Source organism: Sporosarcina sp. FSL K6-1540, from assembly GCF_038620285.1.
GTDB lineage: Bacteria > Bacillota > Bacilli > Bacillales_A > Planococcaceae > Sporosarcina > Sporosarcina psychrophila.
The window spans coordinates 4,474,959-4,496,369 of sequence record NZ_CP152018.1 but is presented as its reverse complement, the minus strand read 5'-3'; the positions used below and the strand labels follow the sequence as shown (position 1 = coordinate 4,496,369).

Annotated in this window: 22 protein-coding genes; 19 read left to right on the top strand and 3 right to left on the bottom strand. The window is 41.9% G+C overall.

What is annotated here, in order from left to right:
- On the bottom strand, positions 1-780 hold the full coding sequence (locus MKY15_RS21655) for a response regulator (protein WP_342538553.1): 780 nt from the start codon (positions 778-780) through the stop codon (positions 1-3).
- A gap of 364 nt (positions 781-1,144) precedes the next feature.
- Here MKY15_RS21655 and MKY15_RS21650 point away from each other — a divergent pair, with 364 nt between their 5' ends.
- The 6 genes from MKY15_RS21650 to MKY15_RS21625 all read left to right on the top strand — a co-directional run bounded on the left by MKY15_RS21650 (position 1,145) and on the right by MKY15_RS21625 (position 7,108).
- Positions 1,145-2,518 carry an extracellular solute-binding protein gene (locus tag MKY15_RS21650; RefSeq protein WP_342538552.1) on the top strand — a complete coding sequence of 458 codons (1,374 nt, stop codon included), beginning with the start codon at positions 1,145-1,147 and terminating at the stop codon, positions 2,516-2,518.
- 115 nt (positions 2,519-2,633) lie between these two features.
- Entirely contained in the window at positions 2,634-3,482 is an 849-nt protein-coding gene (locus tag MKY15_RS21645) for a sugar ABC transporter permease (RefSeq protein WP_187047913.1), read from the top strand.
- 15 nt (positions 3,483-3,497) lie between these two features.
- Positions 3,498-4,379: a carbohydrate ABC transporter permease gene (locus MKY15_RS21640; RefSeq protein WP_342538551.1), complete on the top strand. Its 882-nt coding sequence runs from the start codon at positions 3,498-3,500 to the stop codon at positions 4,377-4,379.
- Between the two features lie 88 nt (positions 4,380-4,467).
- Positions 4,468-5,385, top strand: coding sequence for a dihydrodipicolinate synthase family protein (locus tag MKY15_RS21635; protein WP_187045155.1), 918 nt, complete (start codon positions 4,468-4,470; stop codon positions 5,383-5,385).
- Positions 5,386-5,403: 18 nt separating this feature from the next.
- Positions 5,404-6,390, top strand: a complete 987-nt coding sequence (locus MKY15_RS21630) for an SGNH/GDSL hydrolase family protein (RefSeq protein ID WP_342538549.1) — start codon at positions 5,404-5,406, stop codon at positions 6,388-6,390.
- A gap of 28 nt (positions 6,391-6,418) precedes the next feature.
- Entirely contained in the window at positions 6,419-7,108 is a 690-nt protein-coding gene (locus MKY15_RS21625) for an N-acetylmannosamine-6-phosphate 2-epimerase (RefSeq protein ID WP_342539797.1), read from the top strand.
- A gap of 285 nt (positions 7,109-7,393) precedes the next feature.
- Here the strand turns inward: MKY15_RS21625 and MKY15_RS21620 are convergent, their stop codons facing one another.
- The gene (locus MKY15_RS21620; protein WP_342538548.1) at positions 7,394-8,296 is read right to left on the bottom strand and encodes an aldo/keto reductase; all 903 of its coding nucleotides are present in this window, start codon (positions 8,294-8,296) and stop codon (positions 7,394-7,396) included.
- 70 nt (positions 8,297-8,366) lie between these two features.
- Here MKY15_RS21620 and MKY15_RS21615 point away from each other — a divergent pair, with 70 nt between their 5' ends.
- From MKY15_RS21615 to MKY15_RS21560, 12 genes are all read left to right on the top strand, one after another.
- Positions 8,367-8,912: an NUDIX hydrolase gene (locus tag MKY15_RS21615; protein WP_342538547.1), complete on the top strand. Its 546-nt coding sequence runs from the start codon at positions 8,367-8,369 to the stop codon at positions 8,910-8,912.
- 368 nt (positions 8,913-9,280) lie between these two features.
- The gene (locus tag MKY15_RS21610) at positions 9,281-9,796 is read left to right on the top strand and encodes a hypothetical protein (protein ID WP_067210496.1); all 516 of its coding nucleotides are present in this window, start codon (positions 9,281-9,283) and stop codon (positions 9,794-9,796) included.
- 94 nt (positions 9,797-9,890) lie between these two features.
- Positions 9,891-10,349, top strand: coding sequence for a Fur family transcriptional regulator (locus tag MKY15_RS21605; protein ID WP_067210494.1), 459 nt, complete (start codon positions 9,891-9,893; stop codon positions 10,347-10,349).
- Between the two features lie 204 nt (positions 10,350-10,553).
- The gene (gene xerD, locus MKY15_RS21600) at positions 10,554-11,453 is read left to right on the top strand and encodes a site-specific tyrosine recombinase XerD (RefSeq protein ID WP_342539796.1); all 900 of its coding nucleotides are present in this window, start codon (positions 10,554-10,556) and stop codon (positions 11,451-11,453) included.
- Positions 11,454-11,492: 39 nt separating this feature from the next.
- Positions 11,493-12,686: a phosphopentomutase gene (gene deoB / locus MKY15_RS21595; RefSeq protein ID WP_340742331.1), complete on the top strand. Its 1,194-nt coding sequence runs from the start codon at positions 11,493-11,495 to the stop codon at positions 12,684-12,686.
- Positions 12,687-12,700: 14 nt separating this feature from the next.
- Positions 12,701-13,999 carry a pyrimidine-nucleoside phosphorylase gene (locus tag MKY15_RS21590; RefSeq protein ID WP_231885839.1) on the top strand — a complete coding sequence of 433 codons (1,299 nt, stop codon included), beginning with the start codon at positions 12,701-12,703 and terminating at the stop codon, positions 13,997-13,999.
- A gap of 800 nt (positions 14,000-14,799) precedes the next feature.
- Positions 14,800-15,153, top strand: a complete 354-nt coding sequence (locus MKY15_RS21585) for an anti-sigma factor antagonist (RefSeq protein WP_067210483.1) — start codon at positions 14,800-14,802, stop codon at positions 15,151-15,153.
- Positions 15,143-15,589: an anti-sigma F factor gene (spoIIAB, locus tag MKY15_RS21580; RefSeq protein ID WP_067210481.1), complete on the top strand. Its 447-nt coding sequence runs from the start codon at positions 15,143-15,145 to the stop codon at positions 15,587-15,589. Before MKY15_RS21585 ends, spoIIAB begins: the two co-directional genes overlap by 11 nt.
- Before the next feature lie 3 nt (positions 15,590-15,592).
- Positions 15,593-16,381 (top strand): SigF/SigG family RNA polymerase sporulation sigma factor, encoded by a 789-nt coding sequence (locus tag MKY15_RS21575; RefSeq protein WP_067210478.1) that lies wholly within the window; start codon positions 15,593-15,595, stop codon positions 16,379-16,381.
- Positions 16,382-16,385: 4 nt separating this feature from the next.
- Positions 16,386-17,837 carry a spore germination protein gene (locus MKY15_RS21570; protein WP_067210476.1) on the top strand — a complete coding sequence of 484 codons (1,452 nt, stop codon included), beginning with the start codon at positions 16,386-16,388 and terminating at the stop codon, positions 17,835-17,837.
- A gap of 66 nt (positions 17,838-17,903) precedes the next feature.
- Complete coding sequence (gene lysA / locus MKY15_RS21565; protein WP_342538546.1) at positions 17,904-19,232, top strand: diaminopimelate decarboxylase; 1,329 nt, start codon at positions 17,904-17,906, stop codon at positions 19,230-19,232.
- 504 nt (positions 19,233-19,736) lie between these two features.
- Entirely contained in the window at positions 19,737-20,102 is a 366-nt protein-coding gene (locus MKY15_RS21560; protein WP_335339500.1) for a GNAT family N-acetyltransferase, read from the top strand.
- Here MKY15_RS21560 and MKY15_RS21555 read toward each other — a convergent pair whose 3' ends face one another.
- Positions 20,103-20,615: a DUF309 domain-containing protein gene (locus MKY15_RS21555; protein WP_067210470.1), complete on the bottom strand. Its 513-nt coding sequence runs from the start codon at positions 20,613-20,615 to the stop codon at positions 20,103-20,105.
- Between the two features lie 45 nt (positions 20,616-20,660).
- Between MKY15_RS21555 and MKY15_RS21550 the strand changes: the two genes are divergently transcribed.
- On the top strand, positions 20,661-21,410 hold the full coding sequence (locus tag MKY15_RS21550) for a segregation/condensation protein A (RefSeq protein WP_067210467.1): 750 nt from the start codon (positions 20,661-20,663) through the stop codon (positions 21,408-21,410).
- Position 21,411: the final 1 nt, after the last annotated feature.

Below are 21,411 nucleotides of genomic sequence, written 5' to 3'. Positions count from 1 at the left end.
TCATAGCCTTAACTGTTTTCTATATTCTGTTGGTGTCATTTGGGTAACACTTTTAAATACTTTTACGAAATGTTTATAACTTTTATACCCACATAAACTTGCCACGTCGGCGATGGAATGTTGCGACACCTTCAGGCATTGTAGCGCATAATTAATTCTTATTTCGCTTACAAAAGTCATGTAGTTTTTATTTAATTTTGTTTTGAATAGCCGACTTAAATAAGAAGGATGATAAAAGAAATGTTCGGCAACCATATTGAGTGTTAATTCTTGATCCAAATGCAGTTTGATATAGGACTCTATTTTTTCGAAAAGTTGAAGGCCTTCTTCAGGCGCAATTCCAACCCCTTGAATTGTACCTGGATCTGTCAGCCGTTCGAAAGATTGTGGCATAAGTTGCTTTAGGCGTATTTTTTCTAAGCAATTTACAATAACTGAAAAACTTTTTTCGTATTGCAATGGTTTTAGTAAATAATCATATACACCGCCATAATGAATGGCTTTTTGCGCGTACTCGAATTCATTGTGGCCAGTCAAAATAATAAAAAGGGTATCGGGCAGTTTTGATCGGAGCTGTCCAATCATTTCAAGTCCATCCATTACAGGCATACGAATGTCTGTAATCACCAAGTGGGGGAGCTCGATTAAAGCTCTATCCACTCCGTCTTTCCCGTTTTCCGCCTCAATAATTGTATGGACCCCTAACTCTTTCCAATCGAAGTACTGTTTTAATCCAGAACGTATGAGAGGTTCATCCTCAACAATCATCAATTTATACATCGTATTCCCCCAAAAATAATTTGATAGTAGTTGTTGTTTTTAGGAATGTGTTTAATGACCTCTAAATTTCTATTACTTAAACAGCCATTTTGTGAATCTATTTTAAGTGTACACGATAAAAAAAGTTTCCCCAACAAGAAATTGGGAGAAGATTCAAACATGTTGTGGAGATTAATCTTTAATGGCAGTGTATTGGAGTTGGAATTATTAAATAATTTTAAGGGGTGTGGAGCATTTATGTCAGAATAGGGCTATGAATGTAAAGTTCATGGGATTGTCATGTCTGGTTATTGACTTTATGCTTAAAACAGGAAATGAAAGCGCTTCACCACTATTTCCGGAAATACAAGGAGGGGGAGATATTATGCGAGGTTCGAAAAAGGTTTCTGTCTTGTTAGTTGTAATGGCTCTTGTATTATCACTATTTTTGACCGCTTGTAGTCAAGATACAGCCGAGGAAAGCGAAGGTGGTAAAGACACAGACAAAAATCCAAGTAACGAAAAACAAGTGGAAATAACGTGGTGGAATTTCCCGAACTTCCAAGCTTTAGATGGAGAAGTAGGTAAGTATGAGAAAGAAATTATTGCCGCTTTCAATGAAAAAAATCCAGACATTAAAGTGAAGTTAGAGATGCTTACTTTTGAAGGTGGACCTGAAAAGCTGAATGTAGCAATCGCTACGAACACAGCACCAGATATGATCTACGACGCTCCAGGGCGGATCATTGATTGGGGTAAGAAAGGGTTACTTGCACCACTAAATGACATGATGCCAGATGATGTGAAAAATGATATATCTCCAGCGTTAATGAAACAATCGATGGTTGGAGATCAGGTTTATATGTATCCATTCAATACAGGGCCATTCATGATGGCTGTCAACAAGACTTTATTTGAGGACATTGGCGAACTTGATTTGCTACCATTAGATCGACCAGATCGGACATGGACTGTAGCGGAGTATGAGAAAGCGTTACATGCAGTTAAAGAAAAGGCTCCGGGTATCATTCCATCTGGTTTCTATGCAAAAAGCGTTGCGGGAGACCAAGGGACACGAGGATATATTACTAATCTAGGAACTAGTCGGTTTTTGAATGAAGATTATAGCGCTGTTGCGATTAACTCAGAAAGCGGGATTAAAGGGCTTGAATGGGTTGTTCAAGCTTCAAGAGATGGACTTGTGGCACCGGGCGCTGCTTCATTAGATGCTGGGGATCATAATGATTTATTCTTGCAAGGTAAAATGGCATTTGCTATTAACTATTCTGCTGTACTTAAATCACTTTTTGCTCCAAATAAAACAGAGGACTTTGAGGATGTTTTACTTCCTTATCCAACACCGGATGGATCCGATCCGAAGCTTGAACCATTTCTTGGTGGTCTAGCAGTCTTTAATAATGATGACGATAAAAAAGCTGAAGCAGCAAAAAAATTAGTTGACTTCATCGTGAACGATCCTGAATGGGGCGAGAAAAACTTGATTCAAACAGGAGGTTTGTCAGCGCGGAACTCAGTTACAGGCCTATATGAAGGGTCTGAGTATGAGTATTCAGAGCTGGCACGTAAATTCATAACAGATCCACCAACGATTGCAGACGGCTATGCAGAAGTGCGTACTTTCTGGTTCCCAGCACTGCAAGAAGCAATCCTTGAAACGAAATCAGCTAAAGAAGCGTTAGATGAATTTGCGGAGAAGTCCAATGCCGCGATTGAGAAAGCGAAAGCAGCGAATAAATAAAGTGAAGAGGAGCAGCATTATTTATTCGCTGCTCCTTTCCATAAAGAATTAGATTGGGGTGAAACAATTGTTAGCTACCATTCGTAAACCAAACAAAAACAAATTACGTGATTGGATGATGAGTTATTTGTTTTTATTACCTGCGTTAACATTTTTCCTCATTTTCGTTGTGTATCCCATGCTGCGAGGAATATACATGAGTTTTTTCGATTACAACATTACGAGTTTTGAATTTATTGGATGGGATAATTATGTAACTCTTTATCATGATAAAACGTTCCATAAATCTATGATTAATACAATTGTACTTGTTGCAGTTGCTGTTCCTATCGTTATTGGTTTTTCTATTTTTGTAGCGATGTCCATCTATAAGAAAAGTGAATTTATAAGATCATTTTGTAGGGGGATATTCTATCTACCTGCTGTAACCTCAGTGGTGAGTGTTACTGTCGTATGGGGTTGGATCTATCATCCTAACTTTGGAATTCTTAATTATATTACTAGTTTTTTTGGAATAGAGCCGGTCTCCTGGCTGGGAGATCCTAAAACAGCTTTGATGGCGATTACAGTTATATTAATCACGACTTCCGTTGGACAGCCAATTATTCTGTACGTTGCTTCACTCGGTAACATTCCGACTACGTATATTGAAGCAGCCCAGATTGATCGAGCTACACCGTGGCAAATTTTCCGGAAAATTATATGGCCATTACTGATGCCGACAAGTTTATATGTGATTGTCATTACGACAATTAATTCGTTTCAGTGTTTCGCTCTCATCCAATTGCTAACCTCTGGAGGTCCAATATACAGTACATCGACCGTGATGTATGGCGTATATCAACAAGCATTCCTACTTGGTAATTTTGGCTTAGCTTCTGCAATGGGGGTCATTTTAGCTTTAGTCATTGGAGTGATTTCTATCATTCAATTTAAATACTTAGGCAATGATGTTGAGTATTAGGGGGAGGGAAACGTCATGAAAGCACAATCCCAGTTAAACATGAAGAAAAAGTTTAATCGATCTAGTAATAAAAAATGGTTTCATGAATTAAGCGCATTCAAAATAATAGCTACTCTATTACTGATTCTCTCTGCACTATTCTTTGTTTTTCCGTTTTATTGGATTATCACGGGGGCATTCAAAGCTCAAGTTGTTGCGATAACGATACCACCAGAATGGTTTCCACTAAAACCAATATTGGATAACTGGGTAACACTATTTAGTAATCCGGTTTGGCGCTGGACATTTAATAGTTTTTTTATTGCAAGCAGTGAAATGATTGCTGTCTGTTTTGTAAGCGCTACAGCGGGCTTTGTTCTAGCCAAAAAAGTATTTCCTGGGCGCAAGCTGATCTTTATTGTACTAATTGCTGCAATGGCACTCCCTAAACAAGTTATTCTTGTTCCATTGTTCACAATGCTAGCGGATTTCGGTTGGGTAGATACATATAAAGGGTTAATCATTCCGGCAATCGGCTGGCCATTCGGTGTATTCCTTATGAAACAGTTTTCTCAAACGATATCCAATGAACTTTTGGAAGCTGCTAAAATAGATGGCTGTGGTGAAATTCGTACGTTTTGGCATATTGTTATTCCGATGCTAAAACCAGCTCTAGGTGCTTTGGCAATCTTTACATTCATGTTAAGTTGGAACGATTATTTCAGCCAACTTGTTATCACTCGTTCGACGGAAATGATGACCCTACCACTAGGTATTGCTACGATGCAGGGTGAGCATAAGACTGATTATGGGGTCATGATGGCTGGAGCAGCACTTGCATCTGTACCGATGATCGTCATATTCACATTGTTCCAAAAGTCCTTTACACAAGGAATTACGATGGGCTCAGTCAAATAAACACCCGCTTCGTCGCTCGGCGAAAGGCTGCCTCTTGTAGAGCGCCTTCGCTCAGTTTACATAGATAGTCAAGAGGGGAGAAAAGAATATGTTACTTGATAAGTATAAAGGAATTATTCCAGCATTCTATGCTTGTTATGATGAAGCAGGAGAAATATCACCAGAGAGAATTAAAGCGTTAGCGATTCATCTTTATGAAAAAGGAGTACAAGGTCTCTACGTTGGTGGCAGTTCGGGGGAGTGTATTTATCAAAATCTTGAGGAGAGAAAGGCGACATTGAAATATGTTGCCGAAAGCCTGAAAGGGCAACTTACGTTGATCGCCCATGTTGGAGCACCATCAACAAAAGAAAGCGTTGAATTAGCGAAGTACGCGGAAGAATTAGGGTATGATGCGTTGTCTGCTATACCGCCAATTTATTTTCAACTGCCTGAAAGTGCAATTGAAAAGTACTGGACGGAAATTATGGATTCAACGGACCTGCCGTTTATTATTTATAACATCCCTCAAACGACCGGATACAATCTTTCAATTAACTTACTCAAGAAGTTATTACAGAACGACAAGCTAATTGGTGTGAAAAACTCTTCGATGCCAGTCATGGATATTGAAAGATTTAAAGCGGCAGCACATGACGACTTTATTGTTTTTAATGGCCCAGATGAGCAATATGTATCCGGAAGGTTAATTGGTGCGGATAGCGGGATTGGCGGAACTTATGGTGTGATGCCAGAGTTGTTCCTAAAAGCGGAAGAGTTTGTATCAGCCGGGGATTTCTCAGAAGCGCGGAAAATTCAACATGACATTAATGATATCATTATGGCATTATGTTCATTGAATGGTTCAATGTATTCCGTTATTAAAGAAATCTATAAACTAAAGGGCGTAAATATTGGTAGCGTTAGAGGCCCATTAGAGCCGGTATCTGGAGACGATATTGAGAAAGTTGAAGGTATTAAGACTAGGATTGACGAAGTAATAATGAACTATCAGACTCAAAATTAAAATGTTGGCGGTGGATAAATGAAACCAATTGTATTGAATTCAGAAACGATTTTGGGCGCTATATCACTTGAAAAAAGTGGAGGGCTTATTAGTCCTTGGAGAATTTTTCATGAAGATAAAGATTTTTATACGCCAAATCAACTTAACCGAACAGCAGAGATACCTGCCGGCGTTCGAATAACGTTTGAAACAAACTCCCCAACGATTAAAGTGGAATTTGCAGCATCTGAAGTTGAAGTAGAATTCGATGTCGTGATTGATAGGGAATTAGTGAAAACGATAATAGTTAGATCTAAGGATACGTCTTTTACAGTGGATGGTCTTTTAGCAAGTAATAAAGTTGTTGAAATTTATTTATCGCAACGACAAAAAATGGCCGTAAGGAATGTTTATATTGCTGAAGAAGCGAATTGGAACGCTTACCCTTCTTTAAGGAGGAAATGGCTGGCCTATGGGAGTTCCATTACTCAATGCCAGGCGGCAGAAAGCCCTTCACAGACATGGCCGGTTATTACCGCGGCCGAATTAGATTTGGATTTAACTTGCCTGGGATTCAGTGGGCAATGCCAGTATGAACCAATGATTGCTAGGACGATTAGGGATACGCCCGTTGACTTCATTTCCCTTTGTGCGGGCATAAATATATACGGTGCAAACAGTTACAATGAACGAACATTTCAAGCGATTATCATTGGATTTATTAAAATTATTCGTGAAAAACAGTCGAAAGTTCCAATAGTTTTAAGTTCTCCTATTTATGGAGCATTTAGAGAGGGGACCCCTAATCTAGTCGGCTTTACGCTTATTAAGATGAGACAACAAATACAAGAAATTGTAGAGATATTTAGAAGAAATGGTGATGATCATCTTTTTTATGTGAACGGGTTGGATATCCTGGGGGAAGACTACGCCGGCTTACTACCGGACGAACTTCATCCGAATGCAGAAGGCTATAAGCTGATGGGGCATAATTTTGCAAATGAATTTAAGGAATATTTTAAATGAAAGCAGGGCTACATGGAGGTGTATTTAACTGAAAACTAAAGCGGAAATTTTTGCTGCTATAGAACATGAACTTATTGTTTCTTGTCAGGCACTTCCAGAAGAACCAATGCACAGTTCGTTTATAATGGGGAAAATGGCATATTCCGCAATGAAGGGCGGGGCTAAAGGAATTAGAGCGAATAGCGTTGAAGATATTAAAGAGATTAAAAAAAATGTGGAATTGCCGATCATTGGCATCATTAAAAGTGTTTACAAGGGATCTGATGTTTTCATCACACCAACTCTAAAAGAAATAGATTTACTTTATCGAGAAGGTGTGAACATTATTGCGTTAGATGCAACTAATAGAATCAGGCCGGACGGTAAACTCATAAGCGAGGTTTTCCCTACTATTCGCGAAAAATATAGTGATCAACTATTCATGGCTGATTGCTCAACGTATGAAGAAGCGAAAGAAGCTTATGCATTAGGATTTGATTGCCTAGGAACAACACTTAGTGGCTATACCGACTATACGCGAGGGACAAGTTTGCCGGATTTAAAGTTAATTGAGAGGCTAGTGAAGGATTTTCCTATCCCGATTATCGCAGAAGGCGGTATTTGGACACCAGATCAACTTAAGCGCGTGTTCGAACTAGGGGCTTACTCTGCTGTTGTTGGAACAGCAATAACAAGACCTATGGATATTACAAAAAGGTTTGTTGATGCTATTAAATGAGTGATGTTAATTGAACAGTAAAAAGGAGCTAAAACCATAGCGGTTTATAGCTCCTTTTTGTGTAGGTAACCCGTGGCGGTGATAATACGGCAGATGCCAGTCATAATCGGAGCCATGGCGAGCATAACAGGTCTCATGCCGGTCATAAGTGTGTCTATGGCGAGCATAACGAGTTCTATGCCGGTCATAATCAGATGGACGGTCGCTTTTCCAGCAAGAAATGCCTTGAATCTGAGGTGCAGTAATGTATTTAGTTAATTGTTTGTTTGTTCCTTCAGAAGAGAATCAAACGCGATGCTCTTTGTAATTGTGTATTTTTGCAATATGCCCTAACTGAGTGATTTCTTCGTCAGTCGTTTTTTTCTCGTAAGCGATGATTGAATCGAGCAATTGCTCAGTTGTGCGCGCACCAACGAGGGCTGAGGCTACTGTTTTATCATGAAGGGCGAAAGCAATTGCCGCCGCGTGCAGGTCTTCTGATTGTTCACTCAGCGCTTGGACTGTATGTGTTAATTCACTCGCATTATATTCGACAAATCCATTCGCTTTTGCAGCTCTTGATAAACCTTCCGATGTTAAAAAACCTTTGGCAATGGTCCCACGCGTAATAACAGAGGCACCGGCCTCGTGGATCGTTGGAAACCATTCTTCTGGTCTGCGGTCAAGCAAGTTATATTGCATCATGACAGAGACTGCTGAACTAGTATCCAAGAATCGCTTAATAACATTCGGACGAATCGAAGAAATGCCGTATTGACGAATAAGACCATCTTTTTTTAAACTTTCAAATGCATCAATTGTCTCCCCCACATTGTCTTCCATTGTCCCGCCATGAAGCTGGTAGACATCGATATAATCTGTGTCGAGGCGCAATAGACTCTGTTTGACTGCCTCCATAATATGCTCTTTTGAAGAATCCCATGTCCATCCTTCACCACTCGGATTCATCTTATTGCCGGCTTTCGTCGCAAGGATAATATCATTCCGTCTTCCTTTTATCGAAGACCCCAGGAGTTCTTCATTTTTACCGCTATTATACAAATCGGCTGTATCAAAGTAATTGATGCCTGAGTGAATCGCAGCGTCGACGATGTTTTTCGATTCGGTTAAATCATCTGGCAGTGACATACATCCGAGTCCGATTTCGGAAATGTATAGACCGCTTTTACCCAATTCTCTTTTCTTCATGAAAGCACCCCCTGTTTTGTTCATGGTACAATGACGTCACACTATTATCCATAAAAAGGAGTCGGAAATGATGAGTAAATATGAAGAAAAAACAATTTCAGGTGAAACACTTTATGAAGGTAAAATTATCACACTGCGTGTTGAGGAAGTGGAACTTCCGGATGGTAAGAAAGCGAAACGTGAATTGATCAAACATCCGGGGGCAGTTTCCATCATTCCGATTACTGCTGATGGAAAAATTGTACTCGTTGAACAATATAGAAAAGCGCTGGAACGTACGCTGATTGAAATTCCAGCGGGGAAAATTGATCCGGGAGAGGAACCGGCAGTGACGGCGGTCCGCGAACTGGAAGAAGAAACGGGATACGGCGCGAAAGAATTTACTTATATCCAGTCCTTTGCAACGTCCCCTGGTTTTGCAGATGAAGTAATTCATATGTATTTAGCACAAGATCTATATAAAATCGAAAACCCGGCAGCGGGAGATGAAGATGAATTCATTGGACTACTAGAAGTGACACTCGTAGAAGCGCAAGAAATGGTTGTGTCAGGAGAAATTTTCGATGCAAAAACTGCGTTCGCTGTTCTTTATGCCAAAAACCTTTTAACAAAGTGACCTAATTTTGAACGGACAAGCATATGTTGTATAAGGTGACACTTCAATCGATGGGGGAAGTCTTATCCCCCCGCGGATTGAGGCAGGACTCAGACTTATTACGCCGTGTTCTATGGCAAAAAGGAGGGATGAATTTCAATCCCTCCCTTCTGAGTGACCGACAGGGAGGAATGAACTGCAATTCCTCCTCGTTGGCCCGAACCAATCGGGCTTTACGGACAGTTGACCCCCATTTACGTTTATTCTTACGCCAAAACTTAAATGGGGTTCTTTTGACGTACTAATGCCGATGATGCCACAGGAAGTGGTGTTTCTAGTCGGCTTGTCCGTCACCGTTAATGCAGGATAAACTATGCGGAGGTGAAGCTTTGGTCCGTTCTTTATCGTTCATCCACTTATTTGTCATTCTTGCAATTGGCTTTATTGGTGGAGCGCTCTTATTTCGCGAGATGCCTACAACTGCGGTAGAGAGGGTAGTTACATTTTATGATGCTCGGGTCGTTCTAGGGCATGATGCAGGTTATATAAAACCCGTGGGTATGGCAGCACTATTTTTTATCATTGCGTTTATACTGGCGATGTTTAGGAAAACAAGATTCACCGTATTACTTTTCGGAGCAGTGAAATGTGTTCTTTTCGGATTGTCTTCATCCTATTTACTAGCTTCAGGCACGAAAATAATGGCTTATTCAATTTGGTGGTTTCCGTTTCAGTTTCTTATTTGTTTTCTGTTTTTAGTGTATTGCGCAATCCTAAGTCCACCTTACTTTATGCGTTCAACGATGGGGAAAGGCCCTAATACACGCGCATTACCGATGATTGTCGGCATGTCGATTGCCATACTTGCTATCGAAATTATCGTCTTTCAATTCATTTTAAAGTAGAATATTTTCGTCTTTAATTATCTGTCTGCTCCCTTTCTGTTGTCATAAGGAAAGCCCATTTGTTATAATGGATACAGTTTGAGGGGGGCGTCGTATGGAGAGCCGAATCGATCGGATAAAAAAACAATTGCATGGGGCCAGCTACAAGCTGACACCTCAGCGCGAAGCGACGGTTTTGGTCCTCCTTGAGCATGAGGAAGATCATCTGAGTGCTGAAGATGTATTTTTGCTAGTCAAAGAGAAAGCACCGGAAATCGGGCTTGCTACCGTGTATCGTACGTTGGAATTGCTGACAGATCTTAAGGTAGTCGATAAAATCAATTTTGGTGACGGTGTATCGAGGTATGATCTGCGGCAGGAAGGTGCTGCCCATTTCCATCATCATCTTATTTGTATCGAATGTGGAACAGTGGATGAAATTCAAGAAGATCTTCTCGGAGATGTCGAAAAGATTGTTGAAAGTCGCTTTGAATTCGCTATTAAGGACCATTGGTTAACGTTTCACGGTATTTGCAAAAGATGTAAATCGGATGTAGATGAAGGTGAGAAGTAAGAAGAGGGATGGCATAATGCTGTCCCTTTTGTCGTTGGGTAGGAAATTATAAAATTTAGGTCTGTAGAAAACTTGAGGAAAAGCTATTCCACGTTCAGATTCCAGCACTTTTGTCTTGGACTCAAACCTGTAACAATCGAAGGGGGGAAGGGATTTGTTCAAATTAAAGGCAAATGGAAACGGTTTTTCTGTTTCCCGCTTGTTATGAAAGACATCCGTTTTGCGCTTGAAGATTACATGCACTTTTTACAAGTGGAGCGGCAGTTGTCAGGAAATACAATTATTTCATATAAGCGTGACCTTGCCGAATATCTAGACTATATGGAACAGGCAGGTTACGAATCATTGGATGACGTAGATCGTCCTGTTATAGTGGGGCATTTACATCGATTGAAAGAAGGCGGGAAATCGGCTAGGACCATATCTAGACATATTTCATCAATCCGTTCATTTCATCAATTCCTTCTTCGGGAAAAGGTCACGACCCAGGATCCAACAGTCCATTTGGAACTGCCGAAACTTGAGCAGAAATTACCACGTGTTTTGTCAATGGACGAAGTAGACAGACTAATCAAGGCGCCAGATCGTTCAAAGCCACAGGGTGTCAGAGATACTGCGTTGCTCGAAATTTTGTATGGGACAGGTATGCGTGTAAGTGAACTGATTGGACTTAATATGGATGATATTCATCTCACGATGGGGTTTGTCCGTGTATTCGGTAAAGGTGGGAAAGAAAGAATTATCCCTCTCGGGGGGAAATCAATTACGGCGTGTAAGCGTTATATCGAAGAAGCACGTCCAATTTTTATAGAAAAACAAAAAGGTGCCGATGCATTATTTGTCAACATGAGGGGAACAAGACTTACTAGACAGGGTTGTTGGAAACTGTTGAATGGACATGCCCTAAAAGCGGGTATACAGAAAGAGTTGACGCCACATATATTGCGTCATACTTTTGCTACTCACCTCATCGAAAACGGGGCGGATCTGCGGGCAGTACAAGAAATGCTCGGACACGCCGATATTTCCACTACGCAAATTTATACACATGTCAGCCGTTCGAGGTTGAAAGAGGTCTATGTGAAATTCCATCCAAGAGCATAGAATTCTACAGGAAAGATTATTTTTAAGGAGGACTAACTTATGGGGAAACAACAATTCAAACGTATCCATCTAATCGTGCTCGACTCTGTGGGCATCGGAGAATCACCGGATGCTTCTGCATTCGGCGATGAAGGTGCTGATACGCTGGGACACATCGGGGAAGCAATGGGAGGCCTGCATATGCCGAACATGGGCAAACTAGGTCTTTCTAATATTAGGGAAATTCAAGGTATTTCCGTTGCGGAAGAACCACTTGCTTTTTACGGTAAAATGCAGGAAGCATCTGTAGGGAAAGATACGATGACGGGGCATTGGGAGATCATGGGTCTTAACATTGACACGCCATTTAAAGTATATCCAAACGGCTTTCCGCAGGAATTGATCGCGGAACTTGAACAAAGAATAGGACGTAAAGTAATCGGCAATAAACCGGCTAGTGGCACCGCAGTCATTGATGAATTTGGCCAGGAACATATGGAGACGGGCGCAATTATTGTCTATACGTCTGCAGATCCTGTGCTACAAATTGCGGCGCACGAGGGGATTATTCCAATTGAAGAACAATACCGGATTTGTGAAATCGCACGTGAGTTGACATTGGAACCAGAATATTTAGTTGGTCGCGTCATTGCACGTCCATTTATTGGAGAACCGGGCAACTTTACACGAACAACAAATCGACATGATTATGCACTTAAACCATTTAATCGTACAGTGATGAATGAATTGGTGTCTGCGGATTATGATGTTATGGCGATTGGCAAAATTGCTGATATCTTTAACGGTGAAGGCATTACCGAATCCGTTCGCACTGTGAGTAATATGGACGGCGTCGACAAATTACTTGATGTTATGAAAAAAGATTTCAAGGGCCTCAGTTTCACGAATCTCGTTGATTTTGATGCGTTATTTGGACATCGGAGAGATCCGCTTGGTTACGGCAATGCACTACAAGAATTTGATGTCAGGTTGCCAGAAATTTTAGAATCACTGCGTGATGACGATCTACTTATTATTACAGCGGATCACGGTAATGATCCAACTTATCCCGGAACGGATCATACCCGTGAATATGTCCCACTCGTGGTCTACTCGCCTTCATTAAAAACTGGTGAGGAAATGCCACTGAACGAGACTTTCTCAGATATTGGTGCTACGATTGCGGAAAACTTTGAGGTAAAGATGCCTGAGTTTGGTAAGAGTTTCTTGCGTTTATTAAAAGAAAAGGTGTGATGAAATTGTTCAGAATGGTAGATGTAATTGAGAAAAAACGAAACGGTGAAGTCCTTACAAAAGAAGAAATCACCTTTTTTGTGAACGGCTATACAGTTGGTTCGATTCCGGACTATCAAGCGAGTGCATTCCTTATGGCAATTTACTTTAAAGGGATGACTGCAGAGGAACAGGGATATTTGACGATGGCGATGGTCGAATCTGGAGATCAGATTGACTTATCCGCAATCGAAGGGATTAAAGTCGATAAGCATTCTACGGGCGGAGTTGGCGATACGACTACGTTAATCCTTGTCCCTCTTGTCGCGGCGTGTGGCGTTCCTGTCGCGAAAATGAGTGGTAGGGGTCTTGGTCATACAGGCGGGACACTCGACAAGCTAGAGGCCATAGAAGGGTTCCATATCGAATTGACAGAAGAGCAGTTCGTCAAGCAAGTGAATGATTTAAAATTAGCGGTCATCGGCCAAAGTGGCAACTTGACACCTGCTGATAAAAAACTCTATTCATTGCGCGATGTGACAGCAACTGTTGACAGTATCCCGCTAATTGCCAGCTCAATTATGAGTAAGAAAATTGCTGCAGGTGCAGATGCGATTGTCCTCGATGTTAAAACGGGTGACGGTGCATTCATGAAGACTGAGGCAGACGCAAGAGCTCTGGCTCATTCGATGGTGGCGATTGGTAAACAAGTCGGTAGAAATACGATGGCGGTTATTTCGGATATGAGCCAGCCGCTTGGGTTTGCAATTGGGAACTCGCTTGAAGTGATTGAAGCGGTTGAAACGCTAAAAGGGAATGGTCCTGAAGACTTGACGGAACTATGTCTAGTTCTTGGTAGCAAGATGATTGTTGCAGGCGAAAAAGCTACTTCAGTTGAGGAAGCTAGGGAAATGTTAAAAGCGGTCATTACTGACGGTTCAGCACTTGAACTGTTTGGTAAACTGATTGAAGCGCAAGGCGGAAATGGGGCAATCATTCATGATACATCTCTATTACCGACAGCGAAATATCAGATTGAAGTACCTGCACTTTCATCGGGTTATGTAACGAAGATGGAAGCGGATGACATCGGTGTTGCCGCAATGCTTCTTGGCGCGGGTAGAGCAACAAAAGATGATGAAATCGATCTTGCGGTAGGTATTGTGCTTACTAAAAAAATCGGAGATGCTGTGCAAGAGGGAGAACCACTTGCCATTATCCATTCGAATACTGAAGCTGTAGAACAATCCATGACACTGATCCAGAAACATATTACGATTGGAAAAGAAGCTGTGGAAAGCCCGCGCCTTATAGGCGACATGATTACAGGCTAAATAGTAGTTGAAAATAAAAGCTACCCTATCAACCGAGTTTGGTTGATAGGGTAGCTTTTTGAAATTAATCATACCCGGAGCCAACCGATCATATCCGGCCCACCCAATCATACCCCCAGCCAACCGAGCATATCTGGCCCACCCAATCAAACCCGCAGCCAACCGAGCATATCGGAGCCCACCCAATCAAACCTGCAGTCTGGCCGAGCATATTCGGCCCAAACCAATCAAACCCGCAGCCAACCGAGCATATCGGAGCCCGCCCAATCAAACCTGCAGTCTGGCCGAGCATATCCGAGCCAAATCAATCATACCTGCAGCCCAACCGAGCATATCCGGCCAAAACCAAATCATACCTGCAGCCAACCGAGCATATCCGGTCCAAACCAATCATACCTGCAGCCAACCGTGCATATCCGTCCCAAACCGATCATACCCGCAGCCCGACCGAGCATATCCGAGCCAAACCGATCATACCTGCAGCCCAACCGAGCATATCCGATCCAAACCAATCATACCTGCAGCCAACCGAGCATATCCGTCCCCACCCGATCATACCCGCAACCAACCGAGCATATCCGAGCCCACCCAATCATACACACAGCCAAACCGAGCATATCTGCCCCCAAACATTTCTTTTTTTATCGGATGTGTAAATCGTATGGAAGACGTACATACTTTCATCAGTAGTGGGCAATGTCGAAACATAAGAACTTTACGCTGACTGTGACTAGTTCTGTCAGGCGAAAGGGTTTCGGCCTCCAAATGTGGAATATTTCGCAGGAAGGAGGGGGTTCAGCATGGCTGACATCGAAATTATTGACAATGGGATTTTAATTGCAACACTGCAAGGGGAATTGGACAATCATGAGGCAAATCGAATCCGGTCCCACATTTCTTCATCTATTTATAGCGGACAAGTCCGAGCGATTATTTGGGATTTGTCGAGGCTTGGTTTCATGGATAGCGCAGGAATCGGGCTCATTCTTGGAAGGATGCGCGATTTAGCACCTGTGGAAGGGGAAACGCTCATTTTGAATCCGTCCACGACAATGGAGAAGATATTCACATTTTCCGGTCTTGGACCAAATATAAGACATAGTACGGTCGATTTAGCGATCGGTGAAATCGGAGGGGTATTACATGAACAATGAAATGACGTTATCATTCGTCGCAATTGAGGAAAACGAAGCACTGGCAAGGATGGCAATGACTTGTTTTATAACGCCGTTGGACCCGACTATTGAAGAAATTTCAGAATTTAAGACCATTGTGTCGGAAGCCGTGACGAATGCAATTATTCATGGCTACGAATGTGATGGGAAGAGTCTTGTCACAGTCCGCGCTGTGATTGAAGAAAACAAAGTTACAATGACGGTCCGCGATGAAGGAATGGGTATTTTTGACGTAGAACAGGCGATGGAACCGATGTTTACGACACGCCCCTTCATGGAGCGTTCAGGAATGGGATTTACGATAATGGAAAGCTTTGCCGACAGTTTGTCCGTCGAATCAGTATTGGGAAATGGAACAATCGTCAAGTTCGAGAAAACGTTTTCTCCGGTCCCGGAAGCAAGCAGAATGAGGTGACCCATGGACGCATCCGTTGAAGTGAAACCTGCATTGTTGACCCAAGAAAAGATGAGAGAACTCATTAAAGTTTCTCAAGAAGGTGATAAAGAAGCGAGAAGAATGATGGTGGAGGGAAATACGCGGCTGGTCTGGTCTATTGTCCAGCGGTTTGCTTCCCGTGGCGCAGATCCCGAGGATTTGTTCCAAATTGGTTGTATTGGGCTTATGAAATCAATTGATAAATTCGATTTGTCGTATGAAGTGAAATTTTCTACTTATGCGGTTCCTATGATTGTCGGAGAAATTCAGCGTTTTCTAAGGGATGATGGAATGGTAAAAGTGAGTCGATCCATCCGTGAACTTAGTTTCAAAATCCGGCATGCAACTGATGATTATATTAAATTGCATGGAAAATCGCCATCGATTTCAGAGGTTGCAGCAGTCTTGGAGGTATCCGTCGACGATATTGTTCTCGCATCTGATGCTTTACGTGATCCTGCATCACTTCATGAACAGCTATATGAAAGCGAAGGGGATAGCTTAACGCTGATGGATCAGTTGCGAGATGATCGGTCTGAAAGAGTGTTCGACCATATCCCACTTCGGGATGTCATTTCTAAATTAAATAAACGAGATCAAACGATCATTTATATGCGTTACTATTTGGATTGCACGCAAAGTGATATTGCAGAAAGAATTGGCATATCACAAGTCCAGGTGTCACGGCTTGAAAAGAAAATTTTAGCCCAATTGAAATTATGGATGGGCGTTGATTCGGAAGAAATTATACTAAATGTGAGGACGGATTGAACTAATGGAAAAGCTATTCCAATCGGTGAATGAAGGGGAAGAGTGGTTCTATACCTGTTTCGGTAAAGACAAGACGTTCGATGCTACTGCCAGATCATTGCATCTTTGGGATATGCCTGCTCTGTTGCTTTATATTAATGGACTCATAGACAGTGAAACAATCACGACTTTATTGACTGAAATGCAAGGGGCTAGAGGAAAAGAGGACGAAAACCAGGAGGATGGAGGGGAACGATTCCTCTCCTTTTTCCCGTATCACGCCGTTTCCAATGTGAAAGATAGGGACGAATTACTTACTTCAATATTAAGTGGACAGGCAGCCTTCATCACGCCTGATGGCTATGTGTTTACCATTGATATTCGGTCTTATCCAGGCAGGCAACCTGAAGAGCCTGACAATGAAAAAGTCGTCAGAGGATCGAGAGACGGATTTACGGAGAATCTTATTCAAAATACCGCGCTAATTAGAAGGCGGCTTCGTACTGAGGATTTACGATTTGAAATGCATAAAGTGACGATGAATGGGAAAACAGATGTTACAATCACCTACATGCAAGGGGCAGCAAGTAAAGAACATCTTGATTATATTCGTGAAAGGCTGGATGCTATTCACCATGATGGGCTGACAATGACGGATAAGTCGCTTGAAGAATTTTTGTTCAAACAGCGGTTTCATCCAATGCCTTTCGTTCGTTTTACAGAGCGTCCTGATATATGCGCGGCGCATTTATTGGAAGGGCATGTCGCTATCATCGTGGATACATCACCTTCTGTTATACTTGTTCCGGCTCCACTATTTCATCATTTACAACATGCTGAAGAATACCGTCAAGCCCCGCTTATTGGAACATTTGTCAGGATTATGCGTTTGTTTGCAGCTACCATGAGTCTTGTTCTTTTACCATTTTGGTACTTGCTCGCAACGAACCAACACTACTTACCCGATTTCCTCAGTTATATAGGACCGAAAGATATCGGGGAAATCCCATTACTTGTTCAGCTTCTTATCGCAGATGGCGGAATCGAAATACTTCGAATGGCGGCTATTCATACACCGACACCGATGTCGACCGCGATGGGGCTTGTTGCAGCGATTGTCATTGGACAAGTAGCGATAGACGTTGGTCTTTTCACCCCAGAAGTTGTTTTATATGTGGCGGTAAGTGCAATTTTCACATTCTCAATACCTTCTTACGAATTAAGTCTTACGACAAAAATCTTCAGGATTTGTATTCTGTTGTCGACTGCATTATTAGGAGCACCCGGATTTTTCTTGTCCATAACCGTACTTTTCTATTACTTATGTGCATTGAAGCCAATGGGGGTACCGTATTTGTGGCCCGCTGTACCATTTTTTCCAAAGGCAATGTTACGTGTTCTTATTAGGTTTCCAATGACTGCCGATGCACCTAGACCGTTTATAACGGATTCTCCTGATCGAGACCGTGTCTCTTAGATCATTGCCTCAACCCTTCTTTATATGATAAAATTTTAGTTATCTAATTCGAGAGGGGCAGGCAACATGCATTTATATGGAACACAATCAGTCAACGAACGTGGCCATCTGACAATTGGTGGCACAGATACGGTTGATCTCGCACATACTTATGGAACACCACTTAACGTCTATGATATTGCCTTGTTCCGTGAACGGGCAAGCGCCTTTAAGAAAACATTTGAATCGATGGGCATCCGTGCGCAAGTCGCTTATGCGAGTAAGGCATTTTCGTCTATTGCTATCTACGAAATCGCCGAACAGCAAGGACTTTCTCTAGATGTTGTTTCTGGAGGGGAATTGTTTACAGCGGTGTCTGCAAACTTCCCGCGTAATCGAATTCATTTCCACGGTAACAATAAAAGCTTTACCGAATTACAATATGCTTTTGATGAAAAAATAGGATGTATCGTTATTGACAATTTTTCTGAAATCGAACTGGTTAAGGAAATCGCGGAATCTCGTAAAGAGTCTATGAACGTACTTATCCGTGTAACACCGGGAGTGGAAGCTTCTACACATGATTATATTACGACTGGCCAGGAAGATTCGAAGTTTGGTTTTGATTTGAAAAATGGCCAGACAGATGAGGCTTTCCTTCAGTTGTACAATCATCCTTACATCAATTTGTTAGGTATGCATTGCCATATTGGTTCTCAAATATTCGAAACAGATGCGTTTCGTTTAGCGGCAGAGGCGCTTATGAATAAGATGGTTGCCTGGCGCGATAATTATGAATTCATCTGCACAGTTCTGAACTTAGGTGGCGGATTTGGTATTCGTTATACTGAAGAAGACAAACCGCTTGAACCGTCAGTATATGTCGAAGAAATGGCGACGGTTGTTCTTTCAATGACGCGGAGCCATAACTACCCATTGCCAGAAATTTGGATTGAACCCGGCAGATCGCTAGTCGGAGATGCAGGTACAACTTTGTATACTGCTGGTAGCTCAAAAGAAGTGCCTGGTATTCGGAAATATGTCGCAGTTGACGGTGGAATGTCGGATAATATTCGACCGGCGTTGTACGGTGCAAAATATACTGCCGTTTCGGCAAATCGTATGAACGAACCTCACGTCGATAAAGTGACGATAGCGGGGAAATGTTGTGAATCCGGTGATAAGCTTATTGAAGAGGCTCAACTCGCTGATCCAACTGAAGGAGACATCATCGCTGTTTTCTGCACAGGTGCTTATGGCTATTCGATGGCTAGTAATTACAACCGTCTTCCAAAACCGGCAGTTGTATTCAGTGAAAATGGACAACATCAGCTTGTCGTCCGCAGGGAAACTTATGAAGACATTGTCAGATTAGACATTCCGTTGCAACTAGTAAGACGGGAGGAGAGGATTTGAGAAAACGCAACATCCTCCTTTTCATCTTCATTGTAGTTGCAGCTATTATGTGGGGAGCGGTATACTGGAAGTTCGTCATGCCAATTATTGATCCGCGATAAAGTGAAACTTCAATCAGTAGGGGGCTTTTCTTCCACTGATTGTTAGTTGCGGCCACAGGGATTATGTTCCGATTGATCTGGCTTTTCCGGAAGTGGGTCCTCCACTTAATGTGTTAAATCACTATATATATTGAACAAATGAATACCTATATAAACTGAGCGAAGGCGGCCTTTCAAGGGGTAGCAGAAGCCAAAAGAATGGCTGCGCAGCTGCCTGACTGATTGCGGAAGGAATCCCCTAGCGCCGCAGCGAATTCGATGGGATTTCTGTATGTCAATATATATAGGCCTTAAATGGGCTCTTACTGCTCATTACTGCGCGATAAAGGAAACTGCTTATCATTGGAAAACGTAGTTAGTTCTATCCAATGACCAAAGTGTTTTCAGAAAAGAAGGGATTCAATTGATACTTTTGCGTTATAAGAAAACGTACGAAAAAATTGCGATGGGGCTGCTTTCTTATATGCCCGGCGATAAAACCGTCAAGAAATTGCAGGAATGGATTCAACGATATGAAACAGATGATAGTTGGCAACTATATCTTTTGAAAAAAGATGAGGACTTCATCGGTTTGATAGGCATCGAATTAGGGGAAGAAGACTACACTTTACAGCATCTCTCTGTCAATCCATCTTTCCGTGGTGAAGGAATTGGTCAAGAAATGGTCATGAAGCTGCAAGCGCTCTTCCCTGATAAAACATGTATTGGAACTGAAGAAACTGATTTATTCATACAGAAATGTAAGCCTAAAGAAGAAGGTTCAGACTAATTAACGTCTGCCCTTCTTCTTTTCTTCGCGTTCCCGAAGAATATCACTACGGTCTCTGAGCATATGTTTATGAATGACAGCATCACTGCCGAATGGTAGAAGTGTCATAGATTGTTCCAACTTACTAGCCAGGTCAGTAACGTTAGCTGATAGGATAGTGATGGGGAACGATTCGAATGGCAGATCTTGCTCCAAACGGTTGACTGCTTTTGTAACATCGTAAACTAATTGGTCAAAATCAATTTCTTCCGTGTATTTAGGGTAGTTAGCAAGGAAAGTCGGAAACTTTGTCATTGCTTTGTTAAGTGTACGGGATGCTCCTGGTTTATTGCCTCTACGCCAATGATACATTCCTGTCGCAAGGAGGATATAGGCTGTCAACGGGTGATCTTTATCGCTGTCAGGAATAGACTTCCAATACTCCTCCAGTACTTCGTGGCATTCAAAATAGTCTTGATTGCCATTGAAATAAACAATAAAATTTACGAATAGCGGATGATGATACGGATGCATGTAATCAGCCCTTTCCATAGTCTGAAAGATAGGTAGGTGTCACGAATGACATATCAAGTAAAATTAGAGGCTTTCGAAGGGCCACTAGATCTATTATTGCATTTAATCAACCGACTTGAAATTGATATATATGATATCCCGATGGCGGAACTGACAGCGCAGTACATAGAACACCTCCAAGCGATGCGAGTACTGCAATTAGATGAGTTAAGTGAATACCTCGTCCTCGCTGCGACGCTGATTGAAATTAAGAGCAAAATGCTTCTACCAGTCCACGAAGGAGATGAGTTTGATGACGACTTTGATTTTGACATGGAAGACGATCCACGTGACGAGTTAGTTGCGCGCCTGATTGAATACAAAAAATATAAAGATGCAGCAATTAGTCTGAAAGAGTCTGCAGATGAGCGATCCGGTCATTTTACCAAACCACCCGAAGATCTTACGGAGTTTGGTGAAATTGTGGCGAGTGAATCAGATGAAAGTTTGAACGTTTTCGATTTAATTGGCGCGTTTCAAAAGATGCTTAACAGAAAACGTTTGAAGGCACCTATGATAGCAAGTATATCTAAGACGGAAGTTTCTATCAGTGAAAAGATGGATGAAATTATGGCAATACTAGAAAAGGGCGGCGGGAAATGTGATTTCTACTCCTTATTCGACAAAGGCGAAACAACAGATCTTGTCGTAACTTTTTTATCGTTGCTTGAATTGATGAAACGGCGGGACATCATTGTCAATCAGGAAGGTAATTTTGACGATTTGACAGTATCGTACCGACGGGAGGATGAGTGAA